This is a genomic window from Wohlfahrtiimonas populi, from assembly GCF_002006795.1.
Lineage (GTDB): Bacteria > Pseudomonadota > Gammaproteobacteria > Cardiobacteriales > Wohlfahrtiimonadaceae > Wohlfahrtiimonas > Wohlfahrtiimonas populi.
The window spans coordinates 15,358-39,676 of sequence record NZ_MVDN01000003.1 but is presented as its reverse complement, the minus strand read 5'-3'; the positions used below and the strand labels follow the sequence as shown (position 1 = coordinate 39,676).

21 protein-coding genes are annotated in these 24,319 nt (G+C 35.9%); 12 read left to right on the top strand and 9 right to left on the bottom strand.

The annotated features are described in order from the left end of the window. The first annotated feature begins 48 nt into the window (after positions 1-48). From lepA to BZK16_RS04540, 6 genes are read left to right on the top strand one after another with little or no spacing between them, the layout of a single operon-like run. Entirely contained in the window at positions 49-1,842 is a 1,794-nt protein-coding gene (gene lepA / locus BZK16_RS04565) for a translation elongation factor 4 (protein ID WP_077927723.1), read from the top strand. Positions 1,843-1,855: 13 nt separating this feature from the next. After that, positions 1,856-2,662 carry a signal peptidase I gene (gene lepB, locus BZK16_RS04560; RefSeq protein ID WP_077927722.1) on the top strand — a complete coding sequence of 269 codons (807 nt, stop codon included), beginning with the start codon at positions 1,856-1,858 and terminating at the stop codon, positions 2,660-2,662. 2 nt (positions 2,663-2,664) lie between these two features. Further along, positions 2,665-3,339: a ribonuclease III gene (rnc, locus tag BZK16_RS04555; RefSeq protein ID WP_077927721.1), complete on the top strand. Its 675-nt coding sequence runs from the start codon at positions 2,665-2,667 to the stop codon at positions 3,337-3,339. Further along, on the top strand, positions 3,330-4,232 hold the full coding sequence (gene era / locus BZK16_RS04550; RefSeq protein WP_096777497.1) for a GTPase Era: 903 nt from the start codon (positions 3,330-3,332) through the stop codon (positions 4,230-4,232). The genes rnc and era overlap by 10 nt, the downstream gene beginning before the upstream one ends. 1 nt (position 4,233) lies before the next feature. Then, on the top strand, positions 4,234-5,121 hold the full coding sequence (locus tag BZK16_RS04545) for a DMT family transporter (protein ID WP_077927719.1): 888 nt from the start codon (positions 4,234-4,236) through the stop codon (positions 5,119-5,121). 3 nt (positions 5,122-5,124) lie between these two features. After that, positions 5,125-5,967 (top strand): 23S rRNA (adenine(2030)-N(6))-methyltransferase RlmJ, encoded by an 843-nt coding sequence (locus BZK16_RS04540; protein ID WP_077927718.1) that lies wholly within the window; start codon positions 5,125-5,127, stop codon positions 5,965-5,967. A gap of 334 nt (positions 5,968-6,301) precedes the next feature. On the opposite strand, the gene BZK16_RS04535 is transcribed toward BZK16_RS04540, so the two are convergent. Beyond that, positions 6,302-8,020, bottom strand: coding sequence for a cation acetate symporter (locus BZK16_RS04535; protein WP_077927717.1), 1,719 nt, complete (start codon positions 8,018-8,020; stop codon positions 6,302-6,304). Continuing rightward, on the bottom strand, positions 8,010-8,366 hold the full coding sequence (locus tag BZK16_RS04530; RefSeq protein ID WP_077927716.1) for a DUF485 domain-containing protein: 357 nt from the start codon (positions 8,364-8,366) through the stop codon (positions 8,010-8,012). The genes BZK16_RS04535 and BZK16_RS04530 overlap by 11 nt, the downstream gene beginning before the upstream one ends. Before the next feature lie 501 nt (positions 8,367-8,867). On the opposite strand from BZK16_RS04530, the gene ilvD reads away from it, so the two are divergent. Beyond that, positions 8,868-10,718: a dihydroxy-acid dehydratase gene (gene ilvD / locus BZK16_RS04525; protein ID WP_077927715.1), complete on the top strand. Its 1,851-nt coding sequence runs from the start codon at positions 8,868-8,870 to the stop codon at positions 10,716-10,718. A gap of 174 nt (positions 10,719-10,892) precedes the next feature. Here ilvD and BZK16_RS04520 read toward each other — a convergent pair whose 3' ends face one another. Beyond that, on the bottom strand, positions 10,893-12,134 hold the full coding sequence (locus tag BZK16_RS04520) for a serine hydrolase domain-containing protein (protein ID WP_077927714.1): 1,242 nt from the start codon (positions 12,132-12,134) through the stop codon (positions 10,893-10,895). 440 nt (positions 12,135-12,574) lie between these two features. Here BZK16_RS04520 and BZK16_RS04515 point away from each other — a divergent pair, with 440 nt between their 5' ends. Beyond that, positions 12,575-14,314 (top strand): ABC-F family ATP-binding cassette domain-containing protein, encoded by a 1,740-nt coding sequence (locus BZK16_RS04515; RefSeq protein WP_077927713.1) that lies wholly within the window; start codon positions 12,575-12,577, stop codon positions 14,312-14,314. Positions 14,315-14,397: 83 nt separating this feature from the next. Then, on the top strand, positions 14,398-15,531 hold the full coding sequence (locus BZK16_RS04510; RefSeq protein WP_077927712.1) for a hypothetical protein: 1,134 nt from the start codon (positions 14,398-14,400) through the stop codon (positions 15,529-15,531). A gap of 15 nt (positions 15,532-15,546) precedes the next feature. On the opposite strand, the gene BZK16_RS04505 is transcribed toward BZK16_RS04510, so the two are convergent. After that, on the bottom strand, positions 15,547-16,392 hold the full coding sequence (locus BZK16_RS04505; protein WP_077927711.1) for a PhzF family phenazine biosynthesis protein: 846 nt from the start codon (positions 16,390-16,392) through the stop codon (positions 15,547-15,549). A gap of 217 nt (positions 16,393-16,609) precedes the next feature. Here BZK16_RS04505 and BZK16_RS04500 point away from each other — a divergent pair, with 217 nt between their 5' ends. Further along, a complete protein-coding gene (locus tag BZK16_RS04500; protein ID WP_077927710.1) occupies positions 16,610-17,311 on the top strand; it encodes an SDR family oxidoreductase in 702 nt (233 codons plus the stop codon). Here BZK16_RS04500 and BZK16_RS04495 read toward each other — a convergent pair. Beyond that, on the bottom strand, positions 17,294-18,169 hold the full coding sequence (locus tag BZK16_RS04495; RefSeq protein ID WP_077927709.1) for a LysR substrate-binding domain-containing protein: 876 nt from the start codon (positions 18,167-18,169) through the stop codon (positions 17,294-17,296). The genes BZK16_RS04500 and BZK16_RS04495 overlap by 18 nt on opposite strands. 74 nt (positions 18,170-18,243) lie before the next feature. Then, positions 18,244-19,326 (bottom strand): NAD(P)/FAD-dependent oxidoreductase, encoded by a 1,083-nt coding sequence (locus BZK16_RS04490; protein WP_158076809.1) that lies wholly within the window; start codon positions 19,324-19,326, stop codon positions 18,244-18,246. A gap of 218 nt (positions 19,327-19,544) precedes the next feature. Here BZK16_RS04490 and BZK16_RS14245 point away from each other — a divergent pair, with 218 nt between their 5' ends. Together BZK16_RS14245 and BZK16_RS04485 are read left to right on the top strand one after the other, a co-directional pair. After that, entirely contained in the window at positions 19,545-19,685 is a 141-nt protein-coding gene (locus tag BZK16_RS14245) for a hypothetical protein (protein ID WP_158076808.1), read from the top strand. Positions 19,686-19,822: 137 nt separating this feature from the next. After that, complete coding sequence (locus BZK16_RS04485) at positions 19,823-20,422, top strand: DUF2726 domain-containing protein (RefSeq protein WP_158076807.1); 600 nt, start codon at positions 19,823-19,825, stop codon at positions 20,420-20,422. Positions 20,423-20,464: 42 nt separating this feature from the next. Here BZK16_RS04485 and dnaG read toward each other — a convergent pair whose 3' ends face one another. From dnaG to BZK16_RS04470, 3 genes are all read right to left on the bottom strand, one after another. Further along, on the bottom strand, positions 20,465-22,204 hold the full coding sequence (dnaG, locus tag BZK16_RS04480) for a DNA primase (RefSeq protein WP_077927706.1): 1,740 nt from the start codon (positions 22,202-22,204) through the stop codon (positions 20,465-20,467). Between the two features lie 4 nt (positions 22,205-22,208). Next, complete coding sequence (locus tag BZK16_RS04475; protein WP_077927705.1) at positions 22,209-22,655, bottom strand: GatB/YqeY domain-containing protein; 447 nt, start codon at positions 22,653-22,655, stop codon at positions 22,209-22,211. A 102-nt stretch (positions 22,656-22,757) separates the two neighbouring features. Then, the gene (locus BZK16_RS04470; protein WP_077927704.1) at positions 22,758-24,287 is read right to left on the bottom strand and encodes a YdgA family protein; all 1,530 of its coding nucleotides are present in this window, start codon (positions 24,285-24,287) and stop codon (positions 22,758-22,760) included. Positions 24,288-24,319: the final 32 nt, after the last annotated feature.

Below are 24,319 nucleotides of genomic sequence, written 5' to 3'. Positions count from 1 at the left end.
AGAAATCATATAGAGTTCTCTCCTCTTTATTTGATAGAAATTAACTGCATGAAGAACATTAGAAACTTTTCCATTATTGCCCACATTGATCATGGTAAATCCACGATTGCTGACCGTTTTATTCAAATTTGTGATGGATTGAGCGACCGCGAAATGGAGGCTCAGGTTTTAGACTCTATGGATATCGAAAGAGAGCGTGGTATTACAATTAAAGCACACTCAGTATCTTTAGACTATAAAGCTAGAAATGGTGAAGTTTATCACTTGAACTTCATTGACACGCCAGGGCACGTTGACTTCTCATATGAAGTATCACGCTCTTTATTTGCATGTGAAGGTGCATTGTTAGTAGTAGATGCAGCGCAAGGTGTTGAAGCACAATCTGTTGCGAACTGCTATACAGCTTTAGATCATGGCTTAGAAGTTGTGCCAGTATTGAATAAAATTGATTTACCTGCGGCGGATCCGATGAAAGTTGCAGCTGAAATCGAAGATATCATTGGCATTGAAGCAATGGATGCAGTGACATGTTCTGCAAAAACAGGCATGGGCGTTGAAGATGTTTTGGAAGAATTAGTGACAAAAGTACCAGCCCCAAAAGGGGATCCTGATGCACCTTTGAAAGCTTTGATTATCGACTCATGGTTTGACCCATATGTTGGTGTTATCTCATTAGTGCGTATTTTTGATGGTGTTTTACGCCCTCGTGATAAAATGCAAGTGATGAGCAGTAAACGTGTTTATCAAGTGAGCCATGTGGGTGTATTTACTCCAAAACGTGAAGACAAAAAAGAGTTGTCAGCAGGACAAGTGGGCTTTGTAATTGCAGGTATTAAAGATATTGATGGTGTACCAGTAGGTGATACATTAACGTTGGAAAACAATCCTGCTTCTGAACCAGTACCAGGTTTCCAAAAAGTTCAATCTCGTGTTTTTGCAGGATTATTTCCTGTAGATTCAACAGACTTTGAAAACTTGCGTGAAGCTTTAGAAAAATTAAGATTAAATGATGCTTCATTGAACTTTGAGCCTGAATCATCTCAAGCATTGGGCTTTGGTTTCCGTTGTGGTTTCTTGGGTATGCTTCACATGGAGATCATTCAAGAGCGTTTAGAGCGTGAATATGATCTAGATTTGATCACAACAGCGCCAACAGTAATTTATGAATTAGAAAAAACTGATGGTGAAGTGGTGATGATTGATAACCCAAATGATTTGCCCCCACCTAATAAAATTAAAGAGTTACGCGAACCAATCATTCGTGCCAATATTTTAACGCCACAAGAATACTTAGGTAATATCATTACTTTATGTATTGAAAAGCGTGGTGTTCAGAAGAATATTGTTTATGCAGGCTCTCAAGTTCAATTGCAATTTGAATTGCCAATGAGTGAAGTAGTTTTAGACTTCTTTGATCGTTTGAAATCTATTTCTCGTGGCTATGCATCATTTGACTATGAGTTTGTACGTTATGAACCAGCAAATTTAGTAAAAGTAGATGTGTTGATCAATGGTGAAATGGTGGATGCATTAGCCTTGATCATTCATAAAGATAACGCTGTATATCGTGGACGTGAATTGGTTGAGAAAATGCGTGAATTGATTCCACGCCAAATGTTTGATATTGCAATTCAAGCAGCCATTGGTGCAAATGTTATCGCACGAAGCACTGTAAAAGCTATGCGTAAAGACGTATTGGCAAAATGTTACGGCGGTGACGTTAGCCGTAAACGTAAATTATTAGAAAAGCAGAAAGCAGGTAAGAAGCGTATGAAGCAAGTGGGTAATGTTGAAATCCCACAATCTGCATTCTTGGCTGTTTTACAAACTGGTAGTAAGTAAATAAGGAATTATTATGTTTTCCCAATTCACACATTACTTAGCGATCGCGATAGTTATTTCTGTTCCTATCACTGGCATTATTTTGTTGGTGGATCGTCTTTATTTTAAGAAGAATAGAGAAAAGGATGCAAAATTGCCTGTTGTGGTGGATTGGGCAGCATTTTTATTTCCAGTTGTATTAGTTTTAACAGTATTGCGTTCTTTCATTGCAGAACCTTTCATCATTCCAAGTGGTTCAATGCAGCCAACTTTGTATGCGGGTGACATGATTGTGGCGAATCGTTGGTCTTTTGGCTTGCGTTACCCAATTACAAATAAACGTATTTTCAGTGAAGAAGGTGAAGGTGTTAATCGTGGTGATATTGCTGTATTTAAATATCCTGTAGATCCACGCATCAATTACATTAAACGTATTGTGGGCATTCCTGGAGATGTTGTTGATTATAAAAATAAAGTTTTAACGATCAATGGTGAGCCTGTTAAATATGAATATGTGGGCTCTGCTTTAGAGCCAACTTCTGAGATTATTTATACAGAATTTTTACCATCTCAAGATGGTATTGTGGAACATGGCATTCAAGTTGCACCTTACAATACAACAGCTGATCATGGTATGGGATTAAAGCAACAATTCCCATTCAAAGTGCCTGAAGGTCAATATTTGGCATTTGGTGATAACCGTGATAACAGTGCTGATAGTCGTTTCTGGGGGTTTGTTGCTGACGATCAACTCGTTGGTAAAGCCAATTTTATATGGATGAACTATAAATGTGTGACGCAATTGAAAGATTGTGACCACATTTTTACAATACTTAAGTAGTTATGTTGGAACAGTTACAGAAAAAAATAAATTATCACTTCAAAGATCTTGCTTTATTAAAGCAAGCTTTAGTGCATAGATCCGTTTCACGCTCACACAATGAGCGTTTAGAGTTTTTAGGTGATGGCTGCCTGAATTTTATCATTGCGTATGCGCTGTATGAACGTTTTCCTGACGCAAAGGAAGGCGAGTTATCTAATATTCGTGCGCATTTAGTGAAAGAAAGTACATTGCATAAGATCGCTAAAATTTTGGAGCTACCAAAACATTTGGTGATCAGTTATGGCGAGCGTAAAAATGATGGTGCAAAACGTGCTGGTATCTTAGCAGATACAGTTGAAGCAATCATTGCTGCTGTTTTTATTGATAGCGGATTTGAAGCTGTTCAAAAAGTCGTTTTGACACTCTATGATTCTGAGTTACACACAATTCATGAAACATCATTCAAATGTGTTACAGAGTCTGTCAAAGATCCTAAGAGTCGTTTGCAAGAACACTTACAAGCGATTAATCAAAATATTCCAGAGTATGAAGTGGTTGCCATTGAAGGTCAGGATCATGCCCAGACATTTAAAATCGCTTGCCATGCTCAATCATTAACAACTATTGCAGAAGGAACAAGCAAGAAACGTGCAGAGCAGAATGCCGCACAAATGATGCTTGAGAAATTATTATGAATCAACATGCCGGTTACGTTTCAATCATAGGTCGTCCTAACGTTGGTAAATCGACATTAATGAATCGTTTGATTGGGCAGAAAATCAGTATTACATCTAGTAAGCCACAAACAACTCGTCATGCGATTACAGGTATTTATACGGATCATTATTGCCAAGCAATTTTTATCGATACACCAGGATTACATAAAGCAGAACACTCTGCGTTGAACCGTCATTTGAATAAAACTGCAACAAGCTCATTAGAAATGGCTGATGTGATTTTATTCATGGTGGAAGCATTGAAATTCACGCCAGATGATGAATTGGCTCTAAAACGTTTAAAATACATTGAAAAGCCAGTAATTTTAGTGGTTAACAAAGTTGATCACATTAAGAATAAAGAAGAGTTGTTCCCATTCTTGTCTGAAATGATGAGCAAGCATCAATTTGTGGAATGTTTACCCATCTCTGCATTGGATGATAAGCAAATGAAGTTGGTGGTGAAATCATTGACACATTATTTGCCAGAACAAGCATTCTTATTCAGTGAAGATGAAATTACAACAGCATCTAGCTCATTCTTAGCGAGTGAAGTGTTGCGTGAAAAATTAACGCGTCGCTTGAACCAAGAATTGCCTTATGCGTTAACAGTTGAAATTGAAAGCTTTGAAGAGGAAGCTGAATTGATTCGTATCAATGCTGTGGTTTGGGTAGAACGTGAAACTCAAAAAGGTATCGTGATTGGTAAAAATGGTACAACTTTGAAAGAAGCAAGCACGCAAGCACGCCAAGATTTAGAAAAATTGTATGACAAAAAAGTATTCTTAAAAGCTTTCGTAAAAGTTCGCCAAGGTTGGTCTGATGATGAACGCTCATTGAATGCATTAGGTTACATGGGAACAGAGCTTTAAAATGCAAAAATCAGTTCAAGGCGCTTTATGGATGATAGCAACAGGTGTTGCATTTGCTGCGATCAATGTCATTACACCATTCATCAGTGGTCAATATCCTATAAGTTCAGAATGGACTGCATTTTTCCAATATAGTTTTGCTTTCTTATTTTTATTTCCAATGTTTTTAAAAGCAGGATTAAAACGAGTTGCAACGACGCAACGATTTTGGATTCATCTATTAAGAATTTTGGCTGCCATTGTAGGTGTTCAATTGTGGGTGAAAGCGTTGAGCTTGCAATTCCCAATTGGTGAAGGCGTTGCGTTGTTAATGACATCACCATTATTTGCAAGCATAGGTGCGGCTCTATTTTTGAAAGAGAAAGCCACAGTGACGCGCATTGTGGTGACGATCATTGGTTTTATGGGTGCAATGCTCATCTTGAGCCCAAGTTATCAAACAATGAACTATATTGCATTTTTGCCATTGGCAGCAGCGCTGTTTTGGGCTATCTATTCATTGTTGATTAAATACTTAACAGATAAAGATCATCCATTAACATTATTGTTTTACCTATATTTATTGATGTTCCCAATTAATCTAATACTTGCGCTAACTAGCAATTTCTCTCATGGGATTGCAGGTTTAGGCTTTGAATTCACATTAGAATTATTGGGTTACTTATTGACTTTAGGCTTTTTAACCATGGTTGCCCATTTCACATTAGTGAAGGCCTATCAAGCAGCAGATGCGATCTATGTTCAGGCCTTTGATTACATCAAATTACCTTTAAATACATTATTAGGTTTTATCTTCTTTGGTTGGGCAGTTGGTACACAATTTTGGATTGGCGCCATCATCATGATAGCTGCGCTTTTGTACATTACTTATTCTGAGTCTAAAAAATAATTTATGCTAAGTTATAGACATGGATTCCATGCTGGGAATCATGCGGACGTACTAAAACATTACGTCCTTTTTTCTGTCCTCAATTATTACAATGAGAAAGATAAGCCATATTGGTACATTGATACGCATTCTGGTGCGGGTTTATATGATATTAATTCTGAGTTTTCTGAGAAAACAGGCGAATACCATGAAGGTATTGGCTTATTACAGAAAGAGAAAAATTTGCCAGCAGAGCTTTTTAACTTTTTAGAGTTTTTAGTTCAATTCCAAATGGATAAAAAGCTTTATCCAGGTTCACCTGTGATTGCACAGAAGTTGGTACGCTCAGTGGATCGTGTGAAGCTTTTTGAATTGCATCCTGCTGACAGTGAACACTTGATCAATAACTTCAAAGGTCAAGGTGTTAAATATCAAATTCAGAAAAGTGATGGCTTTCAAGGTTTAATCAGTTTATTGCCGCCTTCAACGCGTCGTGCTGTGATTTTAATTGATCCTCCATATGAAGATAAAAGTGATTACAAAACTGTCTTGAATACATTGCAAGAAGCTCACAAACGTTTTGCAACCGGCACATACATGATCTGGTATCCATTATTGCCACGCGATGAAAGTTTGAATTTACCCAATAAATTAGGTAAAGCATTTAAAAATGGTAATTTCTTAAATGTTACTTTATCTGTTTACGAAGGCCAACATGATGAATTTGGTATGTATGGCAGTGGCTTATTCATTTTGAATCCGCCTTATACATTAGAAAAAGAATTAGAAAAGCTAATGCCAGTTTTAGTCAAAACATTGGGCCAAGGTGAAGGCGCTAACTATACGTTAGAAAGTTCAGCTAAATGATCAATAAAAATGTTTTCAACTAGATAGAAAAAAGCCCTGACATGGACATGATCAGGGCTTTTTAAGGGGGGGAGAGTAATCGTATAAAACAGTTCCATTGAATGTTGAAACTGTATTTATTATATTATCTTTACAATACTTTTCAAGTTTTTTATAGATGACATGAAAAAATTGCTTAGTTATCTTTAAAAGTTTGACTGAGATTGAAAATATATTATATATAAATCAATTATATATATTGATTGTGGATTGTATTGTATCAAAGGCATTAAAAAAATCCTGACTAAGGCTTTAGTCAGGATTTTAAATTTAACAATTAAGTTTTATTTAATTGTTAATTAGTTTCTGCATACTGTTTTGCTTGTTCTTCTAAGAACTCAGGATGATTAACTTGACGGTATTGCTGGACTGCTTCAGAGATACCTTCGCCACCAACGTGAGAACGAACATACTGGCTGATAAACTTAGATTTCTCTTCAGTAGCAGCTTTTGATTTATCCATTGAAGATACAATGAATGTTACAATGAATGCTATTGGGATAGAAAATAAAGCTGGGTTATTGTATGGGAACAATGCTTTTTCATGGCCCAATACATTGATCCAAACTTCTGGTCCAAATAAGATCATAACAACCGCTGTGATCAAACCTGCCGCACCACCAACTACAGCGCCTTTAGTTGTTAAACCTTTCCAGTACATAGATAAGAATAACAATGGGAAGTTAGCTGAAGCTGCAATTGAGAATGCTAAACCTACTAAGAATGCAACATTTTGTTGTTCAAATAATAAACCTAACAAGATTGCGATTACACCTAAAGCAGCAGTTGTGAAACGAGAAACTAATAACTCAGTTTTCATCACAGGCTTACCCTTTTTGATCACATTTGCATAGAAGTCATGGCTGATTGCTGAAGCACCAGACAATGTTAAACCTGCAACAACTGCAACCAATGTTGCAAATGTTACTGCTGACATGAAGCCTAAGAAGATATTGCCACCAATTGCGTGTGATAAATGGATTGCAACCATGTTAGCACCACCAATGATCGCACCTTCTGGTGTTGAGTATGAAGGTTGATTCATGATGTAAACGATCGCACCGAAACCGATGATGAACATTAACAAATAAAAATAACCGATAAAACCTGTCGCATACAATGCTGATTTACGAGCTTCTTTTGCATCTTTAACTGTGAAGAAACGCATCAAGATATGAGGTAAACCTGCTGTACCGAACATCAAGCCAATACCTAAAGAAATCGTATCGATTGGGTTAGGGTATTTCAAACCAGGAACCATGATTTCGATGCCTTTTGGATGTACTTCAGTTGCTTTTACGAATAAAGTTTCTAAGTTGAAACCTACCCAATACAACACTACAATTGACATGAATGTCGCACCAATCAAAATCAATACAGCTTTAATCATTTGAACCCATGTTGTTGCCAACATACCGCCTAACAATACGTAGATCATCATCAAGATACCCACGATGAATACTGCGATGTTATAGTTCAAACCAAACAATAACTCGATCAATTTACCTGCGCCCACCATTTGGGCGATCAAATATAACAATACGATCGTTAATGTAGAGAATACAGCCAAGATACGAATAGGTGTTTGTTGTAATCTAAATGCAGTTACGTCCGCAAATGTAAAGCGGCCTAAGTTACGGAATCTTTCTGCCATCAATAACAAAATAACTGGCCAGCCGATGAAGAAACCGAATGCATAAATCAAACCATCAAAACCTGAAGCAAATACCAACGCTGATAAGCCCAAGAATGATGCTGATGATAAATAGTCACCTGCGATTGCTAAACCGTTTTGGAAGCCAGAAATACCGCCACCAGCAGTATAGAAGTCTGATGCTGATTTAGTTTTATTCGATGCCCAGAAAGTGATAGCAATGGTTGCTGCAACAAACACGAAGAACATGATGATTGCAGTCCAGTTTTTACCACCTGATTGTGTTGTTTGAGCAACAGCAACACCAAATAATCCAAATGCAATCAAGCATAAGAATTGTCTTAGAATATTATTTCTCATTGCCGATCTCCTTCAATACTCTGATAGTTTTTGGATCGAAATAAGTATTAGTCTTATGCACGTAATAACATGTCACTAAAATCGTCCAAATAATCAAGAAGAATCCTGCTGGAATGCCCCATGTCGTAACCATTTTTTCTGCCAATGGCAAGCCTACAATGTTAGGTGCGAATGCTGCTGCTACAACGATTAATATATATAAGCCTAATGTGAGTGTTAACAAAATCAAACTGAATCTTTGCTTTTCCGCAACCATATCTTTAAATCTTTGATCATTATAAATACGATTCACAATCGCTTCATCATAGAGAAGCTTCGAATCATCAATTTTTATGGGTTCAGCCATAAATCCTCCTAAATTTTTTAATTTGTCATTATTTATTAAATTAAATCGTCAACGCATTTTGTACGTATTTTTTTTAATATCTAAAACGCCTCCTCACGTAAGAAGATACAAATTTCTGTAGAATTTGCAAATGAAAACTGTTTTTCAAGAAAAAAGGAATGCAGTAAATTTTAGATAAAACCTTTGGTCAGCATTGGTATGCTTAGATCATTCATATAAATACAAGAAAATAAGTTGACTATTTTTAATGCAAAATATTTTCAATAAAACTACATTTGTCTAACAAAAAAAATCATTAAAAGGATAAAAATTTAGGATAATAAACACGAAAATTTAAGGTTATTGCAATATAGTTGCTTTTATCTCGCTAGGCGTGCTATATAATTAATGTGTAATGTCGTGCCCACAAGGCAGGATAAAACGATCATACGACCGAACTTGATCAGACATTATTGGTAATTAATTTAATAGAATTTCAAGAAAGTTTAACAGGGATAGAATATGCCAAAATATCGTTCACATATTTCGACACAGGGTCGAAATATGGCGGGAGCACGTGCGTTGTGGCGTGCAACAGGAATGACTAATGAAGATTTTAAGAAACCAATCATTGCTGTGGTCAACTCATTTACTCAGTTTGTTCCAGGACATGTTCATCTAAAAGATCTAGGGCAGATGGTTGCTCGTGAAATTGAGAAAGCTGGTGGTGTTGCAAAAGAATTTAATACAATCGCGGTGGATGATGGTATTGCAATGGGTCATGATGGCATGTTGTATTCATTGCCAAGCCGAGATTTAATCGCTGATTCAGTGGAATATATGGTGAATGCACATTGCGCGGACGCGATGATCTGTATTTCAAACTGTGACAAAATCACACCGGGAATGTTGATGGCTTCAATGCGTTTAAACATTCCTACGATTTTTGTTTCAGGTGGACCAATGGAATCAGGGAAGCTCGTTTGGAATAGTGAAAATTTACGCTTAGATCTTGTGGATGCTATGGTTATGGCAGCGGATGATCGTGAAGCAGATGATAAAGTACAAGCGATCGAAGAAAATGCTTGCCCAACATGTGGTTCATGTTCAGGTATGTTCACTGCAAACTCTATGAACTGTTTAACAGAAGCGTTAGGTTTGTCTTTACCTGGCAATGGCTCAATGTTGGCAACGCATAAAAATAGGGAAGGCTTATTCTTAGAAGCAGCACGCCAAATTGTTAAAAATACGCGTGATTATTATGAGAATAATAATGCAAATGTTCTGCCACGAAATATCGCATCATTCAAAGCATTCGAAAATGCGATGATGTTGGATATCGCAATGGGCGGATCAAGTAATACAGTATTGCACTTATTGGCAGCTGCTCATGAAGCTGGCGTTGATTTCTCAATGAAGGACATTGATCGCTTATCACGTAAGGTTCCGCATTTATCTAAAGTATCACCATCAACCAGTAAATATCATATGGAAGATGTTCATCGTGCAGGCGGTATCATTGGTATTTTAGGTGAATTGGCGCGTATGAATTTATTACATACAGATTGCCATACTGTTCATGCGAAAGATTTAGCTGAAGCGATTGCAAAGTGGGATATCACACAAACGAATGATGAAAATGTGCATCATTTCTTTAAATCTGCACCAGGTGGTGTACGCACAACGGAAGCATTTAGCCAAGATCGTTACTTCGATTCATTGGATGATGATCGTCAAAATGGTTGTATTCGCAGTGGCGAATTTGCCTATAGCCAAGATGGTGGTATTGCTGTGTTATATGGCAACATCGCGAAAGATGGCTGTATTGTAAAAACTGCGGGAGTAGATGATTCTATCTTGAAGTTCATAGGTAAAGCACGTGTGTATGAAAGCCAAGATTCAGCAGTTAAAGGAATTTTGAATAATGAAGTGCAGGCTAATGAAGTTGTGATCATTCGTTACGAAGGTCCAAAGGGCGGACCAGGCATGCAAGAAATGTTGTATCCAACATCTTATTTAAAATCAAAAGGTTTGGGCAAAGCATGTGCATTGTTAACGGATGGTCGTTTCTCGGGCGGTACATCAGGTTTATCCATCGGTCATGCTTCACCAGAAGCAGCTGAAGGTGGTGTGATTGCGATTGTGGAAACAGGTGATGAGATGATCATTGATATTCCAAACCGTTCAATTCATTTAAATTTATCTCAAGAAGTGATTGATGCACGTTTAGTGGAGCAAGCTCAATTTGGCTTTGTACCGAAAGAAAAACGTTCACGTAAAATATCAGCTGCATTGCAAGTTTATGGTGCATTGGCAACATCGGCAGCATTTGGTGCAGTTCGTGATGTCAATCGCTTAAAGCAGATTAAGTAAAGTTACAAAAATTTATCAAGCCTATCTATAGGATATAGATGGGCTTTTTAATAAGCTATAAAGCGACTGACCGTCGGTCAATGTGGTTAAATATAAATAAAAACTTCAACGCATTCCAATAAAAAGCCCTACAAAAGTAGGGCAATGTATTCATTAAATATTGGGGATTGAAGCTTATTTCTTTAACTTATCAGCTACAGCACCAAAGAAATCAGTATCTTCAATTGGAATTACTGTTGTTGGTTTTGGCTGAGCGCCCCAAACAGCAATCACTAGGTTTTCTTTAGGATTCACATAAACATGTTGGCCAAAAATTCCTACAGCCTCATAAGCACTTTCATTAGTCGCATAATCTGAATTTACAACAGGCCAGAGCATATAACCATAATTGACTTTTTTACCGCCGATCATTTGCTGTGCACCAGCTTCTTTCATCCAGCCTTTTGGTAACGATTCTTTGCCATCAATGATGCCTTCATTTAATAGCAATAAACCAAAGCGAGCATAATCACGTAAAGTTGCAGATAAACCGCTGCCACCAACTTCTAAGCCTTCAGGAGATTCCAACCACCAAGTTGCATCAGATTCCATGCCAGCTTTTGTCCAAATCTTTTCAGACAAATATTCGCTCACTGGCTTACCAACGGCAGCTTTCACTAAAGCACCAGCAACTTGTGTTTCGCCTGTACTGTAATTCCAAACTGTGCCAGGTTCACCAGCACGAGGCAAGCTTGCCATTAACTTCAATGCTTCACCTGGCTTTTGTTCTAATTGAATTTCCAATAGCTTACGACGATCAGATGTTGGATCTGTATAAGTTTCATTCCAAGCAACGCCAGAAGCCATTTGTAGAATATGCTTAACAGTTACACCATCGTAGCTACTACCTTTTAATTCAGGTAAGTAGTTTACAATTGGATCATCAATACTTTTGATATAACCATCTTGAATTGCCATGCCAATCAATGTTGCTGTGATGGATTTCACAACGGACATCGACATCCAGCGCGTATTTTCATTATTACCCAATTCATAATCTTCCAATACGATTTCACCATCTTTAATGATGATTAATCCACTGATTCTATTGATGGATAGATAATCATAAAGATCGTAATCTTTGCCGTGGGATTTGAATTTCACATTGCCTAATTTTTCTTTTGCATGTGGCAATATTTTTATATTGCTAGGATCATGTGCAACTTTAGCCGTTGCAAATAGGCGATCAATATTACGGAAAGTATTCACCTGTAAATCTGGCGTGAGCGCACCATCATAAACTTGACGCACTGTACCAATTGGCTCATCTTTATGTGGATTAACAACATCATGAGCAAAAGCTGATGTTGTGATTAAAGCCAATGAAACACTCAATGCTAAAAAAGCTCTTTTGAGCTTTTGTGAAGATTGCTGCATAAAAACTCCTCTGTGATTAAACAAATACATGACCATTTTTTGTAATTATTATTGTGTGTAAAAATGTTTACACCAATCGGAGTCTAGCAGAATTAAACAGGGGATCATATACAGCTAATAGCGAGTAAATTTAGAATAGTGTTCTAATTATTAGAATTGACTCTTAGATTAATTGAATTACAATACGCGAATGATTCACAGCACTTTTTGATGTGCTCATTTTAAAGAAGGAGGCTAAAAACAATGAGTTTGTGTAAATTAATCGAATATACACATTTCTTTGGTAATCGCCATAGCTCAGGTTCTTTCAGTTTTAAACTGCGATAACTCGGCCTGAGCAAATAGACTAAACAAAAGAAATTTGATTCAGCTTACTGGGTAATCGCAATGATTAATCCATAGTTTTTTTCGTCTTGAAAAAACTAACTTGAGAGTAAGTTATGAGCACTTTATTATCAGTACAATCAGTTTCTTATGAAACTTCAATTAAAAAATTATTTAAAAATATCTCTTTTTCCATTCAATTGGGCGAACGAATCGGCTTAATTGGGCATAATGGCAGTGGCAAAAGTACGTTGTTGCATTTAATCACCCAGCAATTACCATTAAGCCATGGCAATATCTCGTTTGCAAATCACTGTGTTTATGCATACATTGAGCAACATTTGCCAAGTGGTCTCACAAATGCAACTGTATTAGAAGCAGTATTAAGTAAGTTATCGGAAGATAAGCGAATGATGGAAAGTTGGCGAGCAGAAATATTGCTGGCTGAACTAGGATTTCATGAATCGCAATATCATCAAAGCATTAATACACTAAGTGGTGGGCAGCATACACGATTATTGCTTGGTCGTGCGTTAATGAATCAACCTGATTTATTATTTTTGGATGAACCCAGTAATCACTTAGATTTACCAACGATTATGTGGCTCACTCAGTTTTTGCAAAATTGGCGTGGCACATTTGTGTTAGTTTCTCACGATCAAAACTTATTGGATCAAGTGACGAATACAACGTGGATTTTGCGTGATGAAAATCTACATCATTTTCAATTGCCATGTTCTGAAGCAAGGCAAGCATTGATTGAACAGGATATTGCAGATGAACATCGTCATAAAGCGGAGCAAAAAGAGATTGATCGCATTACTTTTAGTGCCAAGCGTTTAGCATTGTGGGGAAAAACTTATGACAATGAAAGCTTTGCACGTAAAGCTAAGAAAATGGAAAAGCAAATCGCCCATTTGGAAGATCAAAAAACAGTATTAACGGAAGGTTATCAATGGCAATTACAGCTGAATGGCAAGGGGATTAAAGCTGATCGTGTACTTGTGCTAGAAAATGCAGCTATTGATACGCCAAGCAATGAGCGCTTTCTCTTTCAGTTGGAGCATTTATATTTAAAAAGTGGTGATAAACTTGCAATCATTGGGGAAAATGGCTGTGGTAAATCGAGTTTTCTACAATCATTGTGGCAAAAATATCTCAGCAATATAGATGAACAAGCTGCGCGTTTTCATCCTGCGATTAAGGTTGGCTACTATGATCAGCAATTACAACAGTTATTAGATACTGATACTTTATTGGATGCATTATCCAATTTTGCATCTTTACCTGAAAATGATCGAAAAATGGCATTGATTAACGCAGGTTTTGCTTACAATCGACATCATCAAAAAGTTTCAACATTGAGCGGTGGCGAGCGATCTCGTTTGCTATTCATTGGGCTAAGCTTAGGGCAATATGAGCTATTGTTCTTAGATGAGCCAACGAACCATTTGGATATGGAAGGTAAGGAAGCTTTGGCAGAACAAATCGCCCAGTTTGAAGGTGCAATCATATTAGTCAGCCATGATCAATGGCTCATTGAAAATAGTTGCCAACGATTTGGGTTGATTCATCAGCAGAAGTTTATGGAATATAGCGAACCTGAATCTGCGTATCATGTTTTATTGGGTTCAACTGCTTTGGATACTTGTGATCATGCTTTTGAAATTCAATCAGAAATAGTTAATACCGAACATGAAGCAGATATTCATGAAGATCTGTTATTACGTGAATGGGTTGAATTAGAACAAAAACTTAATGATGATTTAGCACGAAAGCCAACACATCAAAAGCCTCTATTACAGAAACAGTGGCGAGAAAGATTGTTGGAAATAGAGCAGTTGTTGAATAAGTAATCTTTTAAAAATAAAGCTCTTTGGTTTTGTACTAAGGAGTTTTTGTTGTATATTCTATATAAATTAATCAAATGTAAATAATTATGGAAATAACAGAGCGTATTAAGTTGCAGTTAAAAGACTTTTCAAAGCCATCAAATAATTCGCTGGAATTATGTTCTCATCATCCAATAGACAAAAATGTGTTTCCTGTTCCTAATTTATTATTATTTTTACTAACATATATTTGTAAGTTTCCTCATATGTATAGAGGAGATAAAGTACATTGGCATATAGAATTTAGATATAAGGGAAAACAATATGCTATTAAACATGAAAAATTTGGTTTGCGTTTATATTCACAAAGTGATGAAGAACTAAAATTAGCAAAAGAAGTGCTAGGTAAACTAAAAAAAATATTAGGTCTTTGTGAAAAAGAACTTCTAAGTGATTTTTCTAAAGAGCAAATTCATAATGGAAATATTACACTTATTAACTATTTTCATAAGCTTGATAATCAATACCAATATTTTAGGGAAAGAGCTACATTTGAATATTCGTCTGTAACCCAAGAAGAACCTGTAGTTACAGACCAGTCTTCCATCATATCTATATTATTCAAACAAATGCATGAACATGATAACAAGCAGAGACAAGGTCAATATAATGCATTGGCTATGATAGATTCTTATTTTAGTAGATTAGAGCATTTATTAGTACTTGCATTTCCATTTGTTTCTTATGATAGAAAAAAAGATAATTTAATTAAATTTGTTGGCTCAATTTGGTCTGATAAGTTTCGTAGAGTTATTAATATTAATTCTGCACAAGCAAAAATACATTACGATTCCTTAATTGATATCAAAGAGAAATTTAGAAATACATTTGCTCACGGCGGCTTTGAAAAAGAAGGGCAGTCATTTTATTTTCATCTAGACCATATTGGAATAATTCCGGCTAGTATGTCTGGGATAAAAAATAGTATCCATTTTAATGATTTTCCTATCGATAATGATATCTTTAAAAACATATGTTTAGCATTTGATTCTTTTGATAAATATTTGTCAATCATTGAAATTCCTCAGGCATGGAAATATGCTCAAAGTGGACTTCATTTATCTTTAGCTGATACAGACTTAGAGGAATTATTAAAAATAGTTGATAATGAAGAGAAATATGAAGAGTGGATTAGCACTCAATGTTATCGTATGGATCAGTATGAAAACGTAGACTATTAAGTTTTGTCTTATATTTTATAAATCCAAAACCTTAGTTTCACAATAATAGCCTTTACCACCAACATAGACTTTTTCGATCTCGTTATCATTATTTGTTGCTAATTTAACAAGGATTTCAGAAGGCGAATTTAAAGAATAGCCTTGCTCAAACACATAAAGCTCTTTTTGGATGTTATGTTTTTGATGGAGATAACAAGCCAATGCACCATTGGAAGTGCCTGTTGCAGCTTCTTCATCAATTTCATAGAGCGGTGCAAAATTTCTACAGATAATACGATCATCATCAAATGTATATAAATGTGTACCAACTACATCATATTTTTCGCTAATTTCTTTAATTTGATCAAAGTTAGGTTGCAGATTATGTAATTGAGCTTCGCTCTGAATCGGGATCAAAATATCTCTCAATCCTGTCGAAACAATTTGAATAGGGAATTCAGCATTAATATTCTCACTATCAAAGCAATCTGTAAATTCATTCGTAGGAATCACATCATAGAATTGAGGTTGGTTTTGTTCCATAAAAATAGAACCATCTTTGATGGTAATTGAAAGTACGCCACTATTAGTTTCGATCGTATAGTGATCTTTAGACAACATATTCAAATGCATTAAAATCACAAATGAACCAATCGTTGCGTGACCACATAAATCTACTTCTTCCTTGGGTGTGAAATATTCCAATTTATAATCTGCAAGTGATGATTGTGATATATATGCAGTTTCCGCATAGCCTAACTCTTTCGCAATGGCCATTTTATGAGCTGTTGTTAATGGCTGATCCATCAAAACAACGCCAGCTTTATTTCCACCTTGATTATCTTTGCTGAATGCACTTGCTACATAGACTGTTATTTGCATAAATCACCTTCCTAAAATTTGATAGTAGAGCTTATAACATAGAAAGGAGGATGTATAAAAATTCTGCGTAAATTTGCTCCAATAATAATTAGGCAGTAGTTTTTCTACTGACTATATGGAAATAAAATCATTTGTGGCTTTGATTTTTCAAATCTATACTGATTTCAGATTAACAAGAATCTAAGTGAATAATAACTGAATCAAGAGGATTAAGATTATGACAAATAAAGTTGCAATTATTACAGCCGCAGGTAGCGGAATGGGCGCAGCGGTTGCGAGAAAATTAGCAGAGGATGGTTATAAAGTTGCCATTTTATCATCTTCAGGTAAAGGTGAAGCATTAGCACAAGAGTTAGGTGGATTAGGCATCACAGGATCCAACCAATCATCAGAAGATATTCAACGCTTGGTGGATGAAACCATGAAACGCTGGGGAAGAATTGATGTATTGGTGAATAGCGCAGGACATGGCCCACGCAAAGGCATTTTAGAGCTAACAGATGAAGATTGGCATGAAGGTATTAATACATATTTCTTAAATGCTGTGCGTCCAATGCGATTGGTTGTACCGATTATGCAACAACAAAAATCAGGTTCTATCATTAATATCTCTACAACATGGGCTTTTGAACCAAGTGTACTGTTCCCAACATCTGCTGTTGCGCGTGCAGGTTTGGCAGCTTTTACAAAAATGTGTTCAGATGAATATGCGATGGATAACATACGTTTCAATAATGTATTACCAGGATGGATTGATAGTTTGCCAATGTTGGATGAACGCAGCCAAAGTGTACCAATGAAACGCTATGGCACAATGGAAGAAGTTGCTAATACTGTGGTATTTTTAGCATCGGATGGTGCAGGATATATCACAGGGCAAAATATCCGTGTGGATGGTGGATTAGCTCGCTCGATTTAAATGATCCAAGCACCATTGCCACAATGCATTAAGATCCTCACTCGATTGTGAGGGTTTTTTTCGCACAAGATAATAGCTAGCTTCTAAGATCATTGTCTTAGGGTAAATTTGTACTAATCTTTTGGCTGCCAAATCTCGTTCTACAAATGCCCGACATGTTAAAGCAATGCCTTGACCAGCTAACGCAGCATCTAAAGCCAAAGCTGTTTGGTTAAAAACTGGTCCAGCCAACTCTGTATGAATATTCAGGAATTGTGGCCAAGCATTATGAGCATCATGTAAAAGTGGCAAGTTAGCTAATTGTTCTACATTCACAATATCTGGTAATTCTTTGATTAAGAAAGGGCTAGCAACAGCAATCAATTCCTGAGGAAATAATAATTGTGCTTCTAGATCATCTGAAAAATTACCTTCAGTTAATCGGATTGCGATATCCACTTGATCTTGATCGAAATTTGCAACATGCTCTGTTGCCATGGTTTGCAGTTTTATATGTGGCAAAGCTTTGTACAAATCCGAAAAATTGGGCAATAAAATTTTAGTTGCAACTGTTGGTGTTACACTGATTGTAATGGTTTTCGGTTGATTGAGAATTTCTTCTGTAGATTCAGCGAGTACATCAAATGCCCGTGTGACATTCACAAGATAAATAGAGCCTTCAGTTGTTAATGCTAATCCTCTAGGTAAACGAACAAATAATGCGATATCCAAATATTCCTCGAGCATGCGAACTTGCTGAGCAACAGCACCTTGAGTAACATTTAATTCTTCAGCAGCTGCACGAAAATTGAGCCTTCGACCTGAAGCTTCGAAAGCACGTAATGCATTTAAAGAGGGAAGTTTATGACGTGGTAACATAGTAGAGATAACTTATAAGGTAATAGTTTTTCTACATTCTATGAATTTTTATCCATATATGCAAATCCATTAATTTAATTACCAAAACGGGATAATCGATAAGGTTCCAAATCTTGTTCAACTTTATCATGGAGAATTTCATTCATGGCCAATCGACAGATTAATGGTGAAAGTACAATCCCCGCATGCATTGCCATTAAATATAAACCTGAATAGTCACCAATTTTTCCAATGATTGGCATTTCATCTTTGGGCATAGGGCGAATTCCTACAGAATAAGAATCTAATGTTAATTGTTCTGACCACGCAAAATTATTCTGTATCGTTTGTAATGCATTTTGGGCAATCACTTCAGGAGAATTTTCTACTGTATCATCAATATAATCTTCAGCAACTCTCACTTGATGATCATGAAATGCTCGAACTTCCATTTCAGGTGTTGAAATTATACGATGAATAAATTCTTGAGAATTTGGATGATTCAAATGTAGAAGAATACAAGGAGAAGGGAAAAGTGGTAAATCAATATCTAGTGGCTTTAAAAGATCTGTATTGTTTACACCTGCTGATAAAATTACTTGATCTGCGTATAGCTCTTCTTGGTCAGTTAAAACACCTGTAATATTTTTATCATTTTTTAATAACTGCACAACATTTGTGTTAGGCAAATAAGTTAAGCCATTTTGACAAGCTTCTTCCAATAAAATTTTAATGACATGTAATTGGTCAACTGATCTTTCTTCTTTAACAAAAGCAGCAATATCAGGGTAGTTCAATAATTTTGGTTCTTTATGAGTGATTTCTTTGGTGGTTAATGGTTCAACAGGAAATTGTTGTTCTACATGAGATTGAATAAATGATTCAGTTTGCTCATTAGTATCGTGCCAACTTAACGCACCATTCCATGAAATATTGAGTTTGCCTTGAGTTGCATCATCGAGTGCATGCCATTCATCTAAGGCTTTGAGCCGTAAATTCTGATAAAAATCAGGACGATTATAAGAAACGTTTAACCAGGCAAAAGAAGATTTTGTAGCACCGTGACCAGCAATTGATTGATCTAAAAGGATAACATTAGCTTTTGAATAGCGAGTGAGATACCATGCCAATGTCACACCAACGATTCCTGCACCAACAATAATGATCTTTTTATCCATGTTCATTCCTAAATATTAAAAGAGAAATAGCTTCAGATTTTATTTGAAAAATAATGTGCTATTTGAAGTTACGATGATTATATAGAAAATATCTATATGACAGTATAATTGTACTGAAATTGAGCTAATCGTACGCGCGTAGAATTAAACTTTACGTATGATTATAGGTTCTAGGAAAACTGAACAACGTAGATTTTGGTTAAATTTGAGGTTATGTGATGAGCAAAAAACTATGGAAGTTTGTTAGAGAATTCTTTTTAGAGTTTTTTGGTTGGTTAGCATTTTTAGCACTATTGGGATTTGTGGCATATTTATTTGGTGGATGTGATGGGATATTGGCAAGTGCATTAATGTGCTAGTTATTTATTGTAGATTCTATCTTAGTATTTTTATAATTTAACATAATATATAGAAGTAGAAATTAAAAATGACTGTTTTTATTAAAGTAGGTGCTATACTACTTCTATCGTCAAATTGGTTTATTAGTAGAAATAAAATGAATTCAGAATTAATCATCAGTAGCATCTTCGCAGGTTTCAAGCCACTTCTTCCATTTTTTATTTTAGTCTTTGTAGTTGTCATTGGTATTACATTGCTCAAAATATATTTGAGTAACAAGTTTAAAAGCCAACTTTTCAATAATACAAACTTTGAAGCGGTTCGCTTGCTCAACAAGCAGGAAGTTAAAGTTTACGAAGCCCTAGTTGAAAATATTCAAATTCAATCTAACAACCAATATAAAGTTTTTGCTCAAGTTAGCTTAGGTGAAATTCTCAGGAACTCTGATCGTAGCTCTTTCAATCGCATTAATCAAAAACGTGTAGATTTCTGTATTGTGAATTCTGATTATATGCCGATCGCAGCTATTGAATATCATGGTGGTGGGCATTTCCGTGGCAACTATCAAGAACGTGATGAAATTAAACAGCAAGCTGTTGAATATGCGGGCTTAGTTTACCATGCTATTTTTGAACATAATTTGGATAATATCCAGGAGCATATTCATACGGTGATTATGCCTTTATTATCTAACCAAAAGCAGCCTAAGAAAACTAGGAATTCTGATAAAAATCAGCGTGTTGAACCTACTTTTTAGAATTTAACATAATCATAAGACTTAAAGAACTAAATATGATATTTAGTTCTTACTATTCAATAATTTGAGTTCTTCACTACTCAATGATAAGCCTTTTGCAAACTTGGCTAATACTTGTTTGCGAGGATCTAAGCGTTGTGCCAAACGTTTCAATGCATCTTCAAACTCAGTTTGATGCAATGAATCTTCTAGCATATGATCCAAAATACTTAATGATTCAACATATTGAATCCAAGGTTTATCCTGGAATTTACCCAATAATTGTGCAGTTGTTTTAATTTCAGGATGATCCAAAATTGTTGTGATCAACTGATATAAAACTTTAGCACCTTTTTCTTCACTGTCTAACAAAAACTCATAATTATGAATCGTTTTAACTAATTGTAGATTATTTAATAACAGTACTATTCCACGTTCAACCAAGTTTTTACCTTGATTCTGATTATTCTGTGGTAAACGCTGATTAACTGTTCTGCCTTGTTCCACATGTTTATTCAAAATATTACGATTAACGTTGGTTTTTTTGCCCAATTCAGCACGCAATAAATCACGCAATGGAATATCTGGCATTGAATTAATCAAAGTGCCCATGTCAGATAATAACTGAGATCGGCCTTCGATAGTTTCTAAAGAATATTTATTCTCAAAATGATTAAACAAATATTCAGATAATGGCAATGCATTTTGCACCAGCTGATTAAATGCTTCCCTGCCATGTGCTTTTAAATAACTATCCGGATCATGATTATCAGGTAAAAATAGGAATCTGATATCCTTTTCAGAATGCAAAACTGGCAAAGCATTTTCCATTGCTTTGTATGCAGCATTTTGCCCAGCATTATCTCCATCAAAACAAAATACAATGGAATGTGTATAACGGAAAAGATTAGAAACTTGTGTGTTGGACATTGCTGTACCTAATGTTGCCACTACATTTTGAATGCCAAAATGCGACATCATCACAACATCCATGTAACCTTCAACTACCAGAATCTCATTATAATTGCGAACATCGCGGCGCAATTCATATAAACCATAAAGCTCTTTGCCTTTATGGAAAACTGGCGTTTCAGGTGAGTTTAAATATTTTGGTTCACCATCGCCAATGATTCGGCCGCCAAATGCTATAGTTTCACCTTTTCTATTACGAATGGGAAACATCACACGATCACGGAATCGATCATAAAAATGATTAGGCTTATTTTGTGCAGGAATGATTAAACCTGCTTCTTCCAGCATTTGTTCATTGGCGCCTTTGCTTTTCAAAGTCGTCAATAATGCATTCCAGCTATCTGGTGCAAAGCCAATATTGAAGCGCTCAATATCTTCAGCCGTTAAATCTCGCTTTTGGAGATAATCACGTGCTTTTTGATGATCAGGCTTTTTCAATTCTCTTTGGAAAAAGAGGTTGGCTTCATTCAAAGCAGTTAATGTTGTTTGAGTTTTACGTTCAGCTTCCGGTGAAACATTACTTCTACGTTCATAAGGAATCACCATTCCTTCATGATGGGCTAAAAACTCAATCGTTTCTACAAACTCAAGCTTTTCATATTCCATCAAAAAAGTGATGACATTACCTTTAGCCCCACAACCAAAGCAATGATATAACTGCTTGCTTTGGTTAACCATAAATGATGGGGTTTTCTCTTGATGAAAAGGACAACATGCTTTAAAGCTGTTGCCCATTTTTTTCAATGGTACACGCTGATTCACAATCTCGATGATATCAACGCGACCTAAAACTTCATCAATAAAATGATTGGGGATAAAACCTTTACTCATTGCACTATTTATTCAATGCTGCTTTCAATAATTTGCTAACTTCGCCCATATCAGCTTTGCCTTCTAGCTGTGGCTTCAATACGGCCATCACTTTACCCATATCTTTCATTGCAACTGCGCCAGTTGATTCAATTGCTTGGCTGATTGCAGCTTCAATATCTTCAGGTTTCATTTGTTCTGGCAAATAAGGCATGATCACTGTTAATTCAGCTTCTTCTTGCGCAACTAAATCTGTACGTTCTGCTTTTAAAAATTGTTCAATGGATTCTTTACGCTGTTTAACCATTTTAACCAAAACAGCAGTCACAGCAGCATCATCCATTTCGATGCGTTGATCAACTTCAACTTGCTTAATTTCTGCGCTGATTAAACGGAGTGTCGCAAGCTTCTCTTTATTCTTTTCACGCATTGCGTTTTTGATATCTTCTAAAATAGTCTCTTTCAAGCTCATGGTTAACTCCTTCTTCAAATCACATATTATAGAACGATTCGAATTAAATCTCATAAAAAAAGCCCTAAAAAACTTAGGGCTTTTGCATAAAGGTTATGCTATTTACTGAAATGCAGCAAAAATTTCAGCAGTTGTTAATGTTGTACCATTAATGTTCCATTTGCCATCTTTGAATGCTACATCGATGAACAATGTACCTTCTTCAAATTTAACTGGAGAAACACCCAATGGAGCTGTTTGCATTGCTACCAACATCATCACCATTTGGATTCCACCTTTAACTTCATCTTTAGCCTGTGCTGTATCTTGGCCATTCAAAGTTAAGTATTTCTCGTATTGAGAAATCATGTAACCTTCAGTGATTGTACCTTTGAATTTGAATTCAGTAATGAAAGTATCGATTAATTCAACTGGGCTTTTGCCTTCGAATTGTGCAGCTGCTGCATCTGGGCCAGCCTGTAAAGCTGAAACTAAAGCTTCGCTACCTTGGAAAGCAACTTCTACTTTAACAGCATCACCAATTGTTAATTTATTTTCAATGACTGATTCAATGCGAGTATCTTTAGTGAAGATGTTCGCGATGTCTTTCAAGAAGTTAACTGCTTCTGCTTCATCAATGTCAGATGGATCTTGTGTTGACAATGCATTTGCTTTTTCGATTAAATCTTTCCAGTTTTTGATATCTTTGATGCCTTTGATGTCTGTTGATACAAATAATGAACCGAAATCAAGTGCAGCCAATTGATCTTTAACAACGCTGATTCCACCAACATTATAACCAATGTTTGCAGAGATTAAACCGCCATTTTCTTGCAATGAAGTTTTAGCTTCTAAATTGCTTAATTTAGCGCTACCTGAATCTTTACCAGATGCAAATTGAATATCAAAAGTTGCAGCTGTTCCTGTTGATGTATATTTCAATGGGCTAGCAACATATTCAGATGAACCAACTAATTTAGTCACATCAGCAGATGCTTGTACTTCTTCAGCCATTGGGCCAACAACTTTCAAGTTCAAGCCTTTACCTTCAAAGCCTGATTTGAATGATTTAACTGCGCTGTAATCATCATTAAAGTTGATTGCAACGTTGTTGTTTAAATCAGTCAATGTGAATTCAGCAATTTTAGTATCAGAAACTAAAACTGGTACAGTGTTGTTTTCAACTTTTGCAGTGTAACCGAATGCTTTGTTCTTCTCATTCAATTCACCTTCATATTTAGCATTTGCTAAAATGTTATCGATAACAACTTTATCACCAGTTTGTGGGATTTCTACTGTTACGCTACCATTTGTTGTACCAGCAATTTTAGCAACGCCATCTTTCGCGTTATATTTTGCTAAATCAACATTTGCATCAGATGAGAAGTTGTATTGAATCAATACGCTGTTTTGGTTTTCAGAATAGTTAAAAGTATCTTTCAAAGTTACTTTATCATTCGCTTGATCTAATTTAGCTGTGTACGTCATTGTACCCATGCTGAAATCAGATGATTGCTTAACCACTGTATTCGTTGCAGCGATATAGCTCTTTTCAAAGCTTGTGAATTTTTCTGCAACTGGTACATTATCATTGTTATCTGAACAGCCATAAATGATTAATGGCAAAGCAACTGCTAAAATGGTTTTTTTCATATTTTTTATCCTCGGTTAAATTGCGCTATATA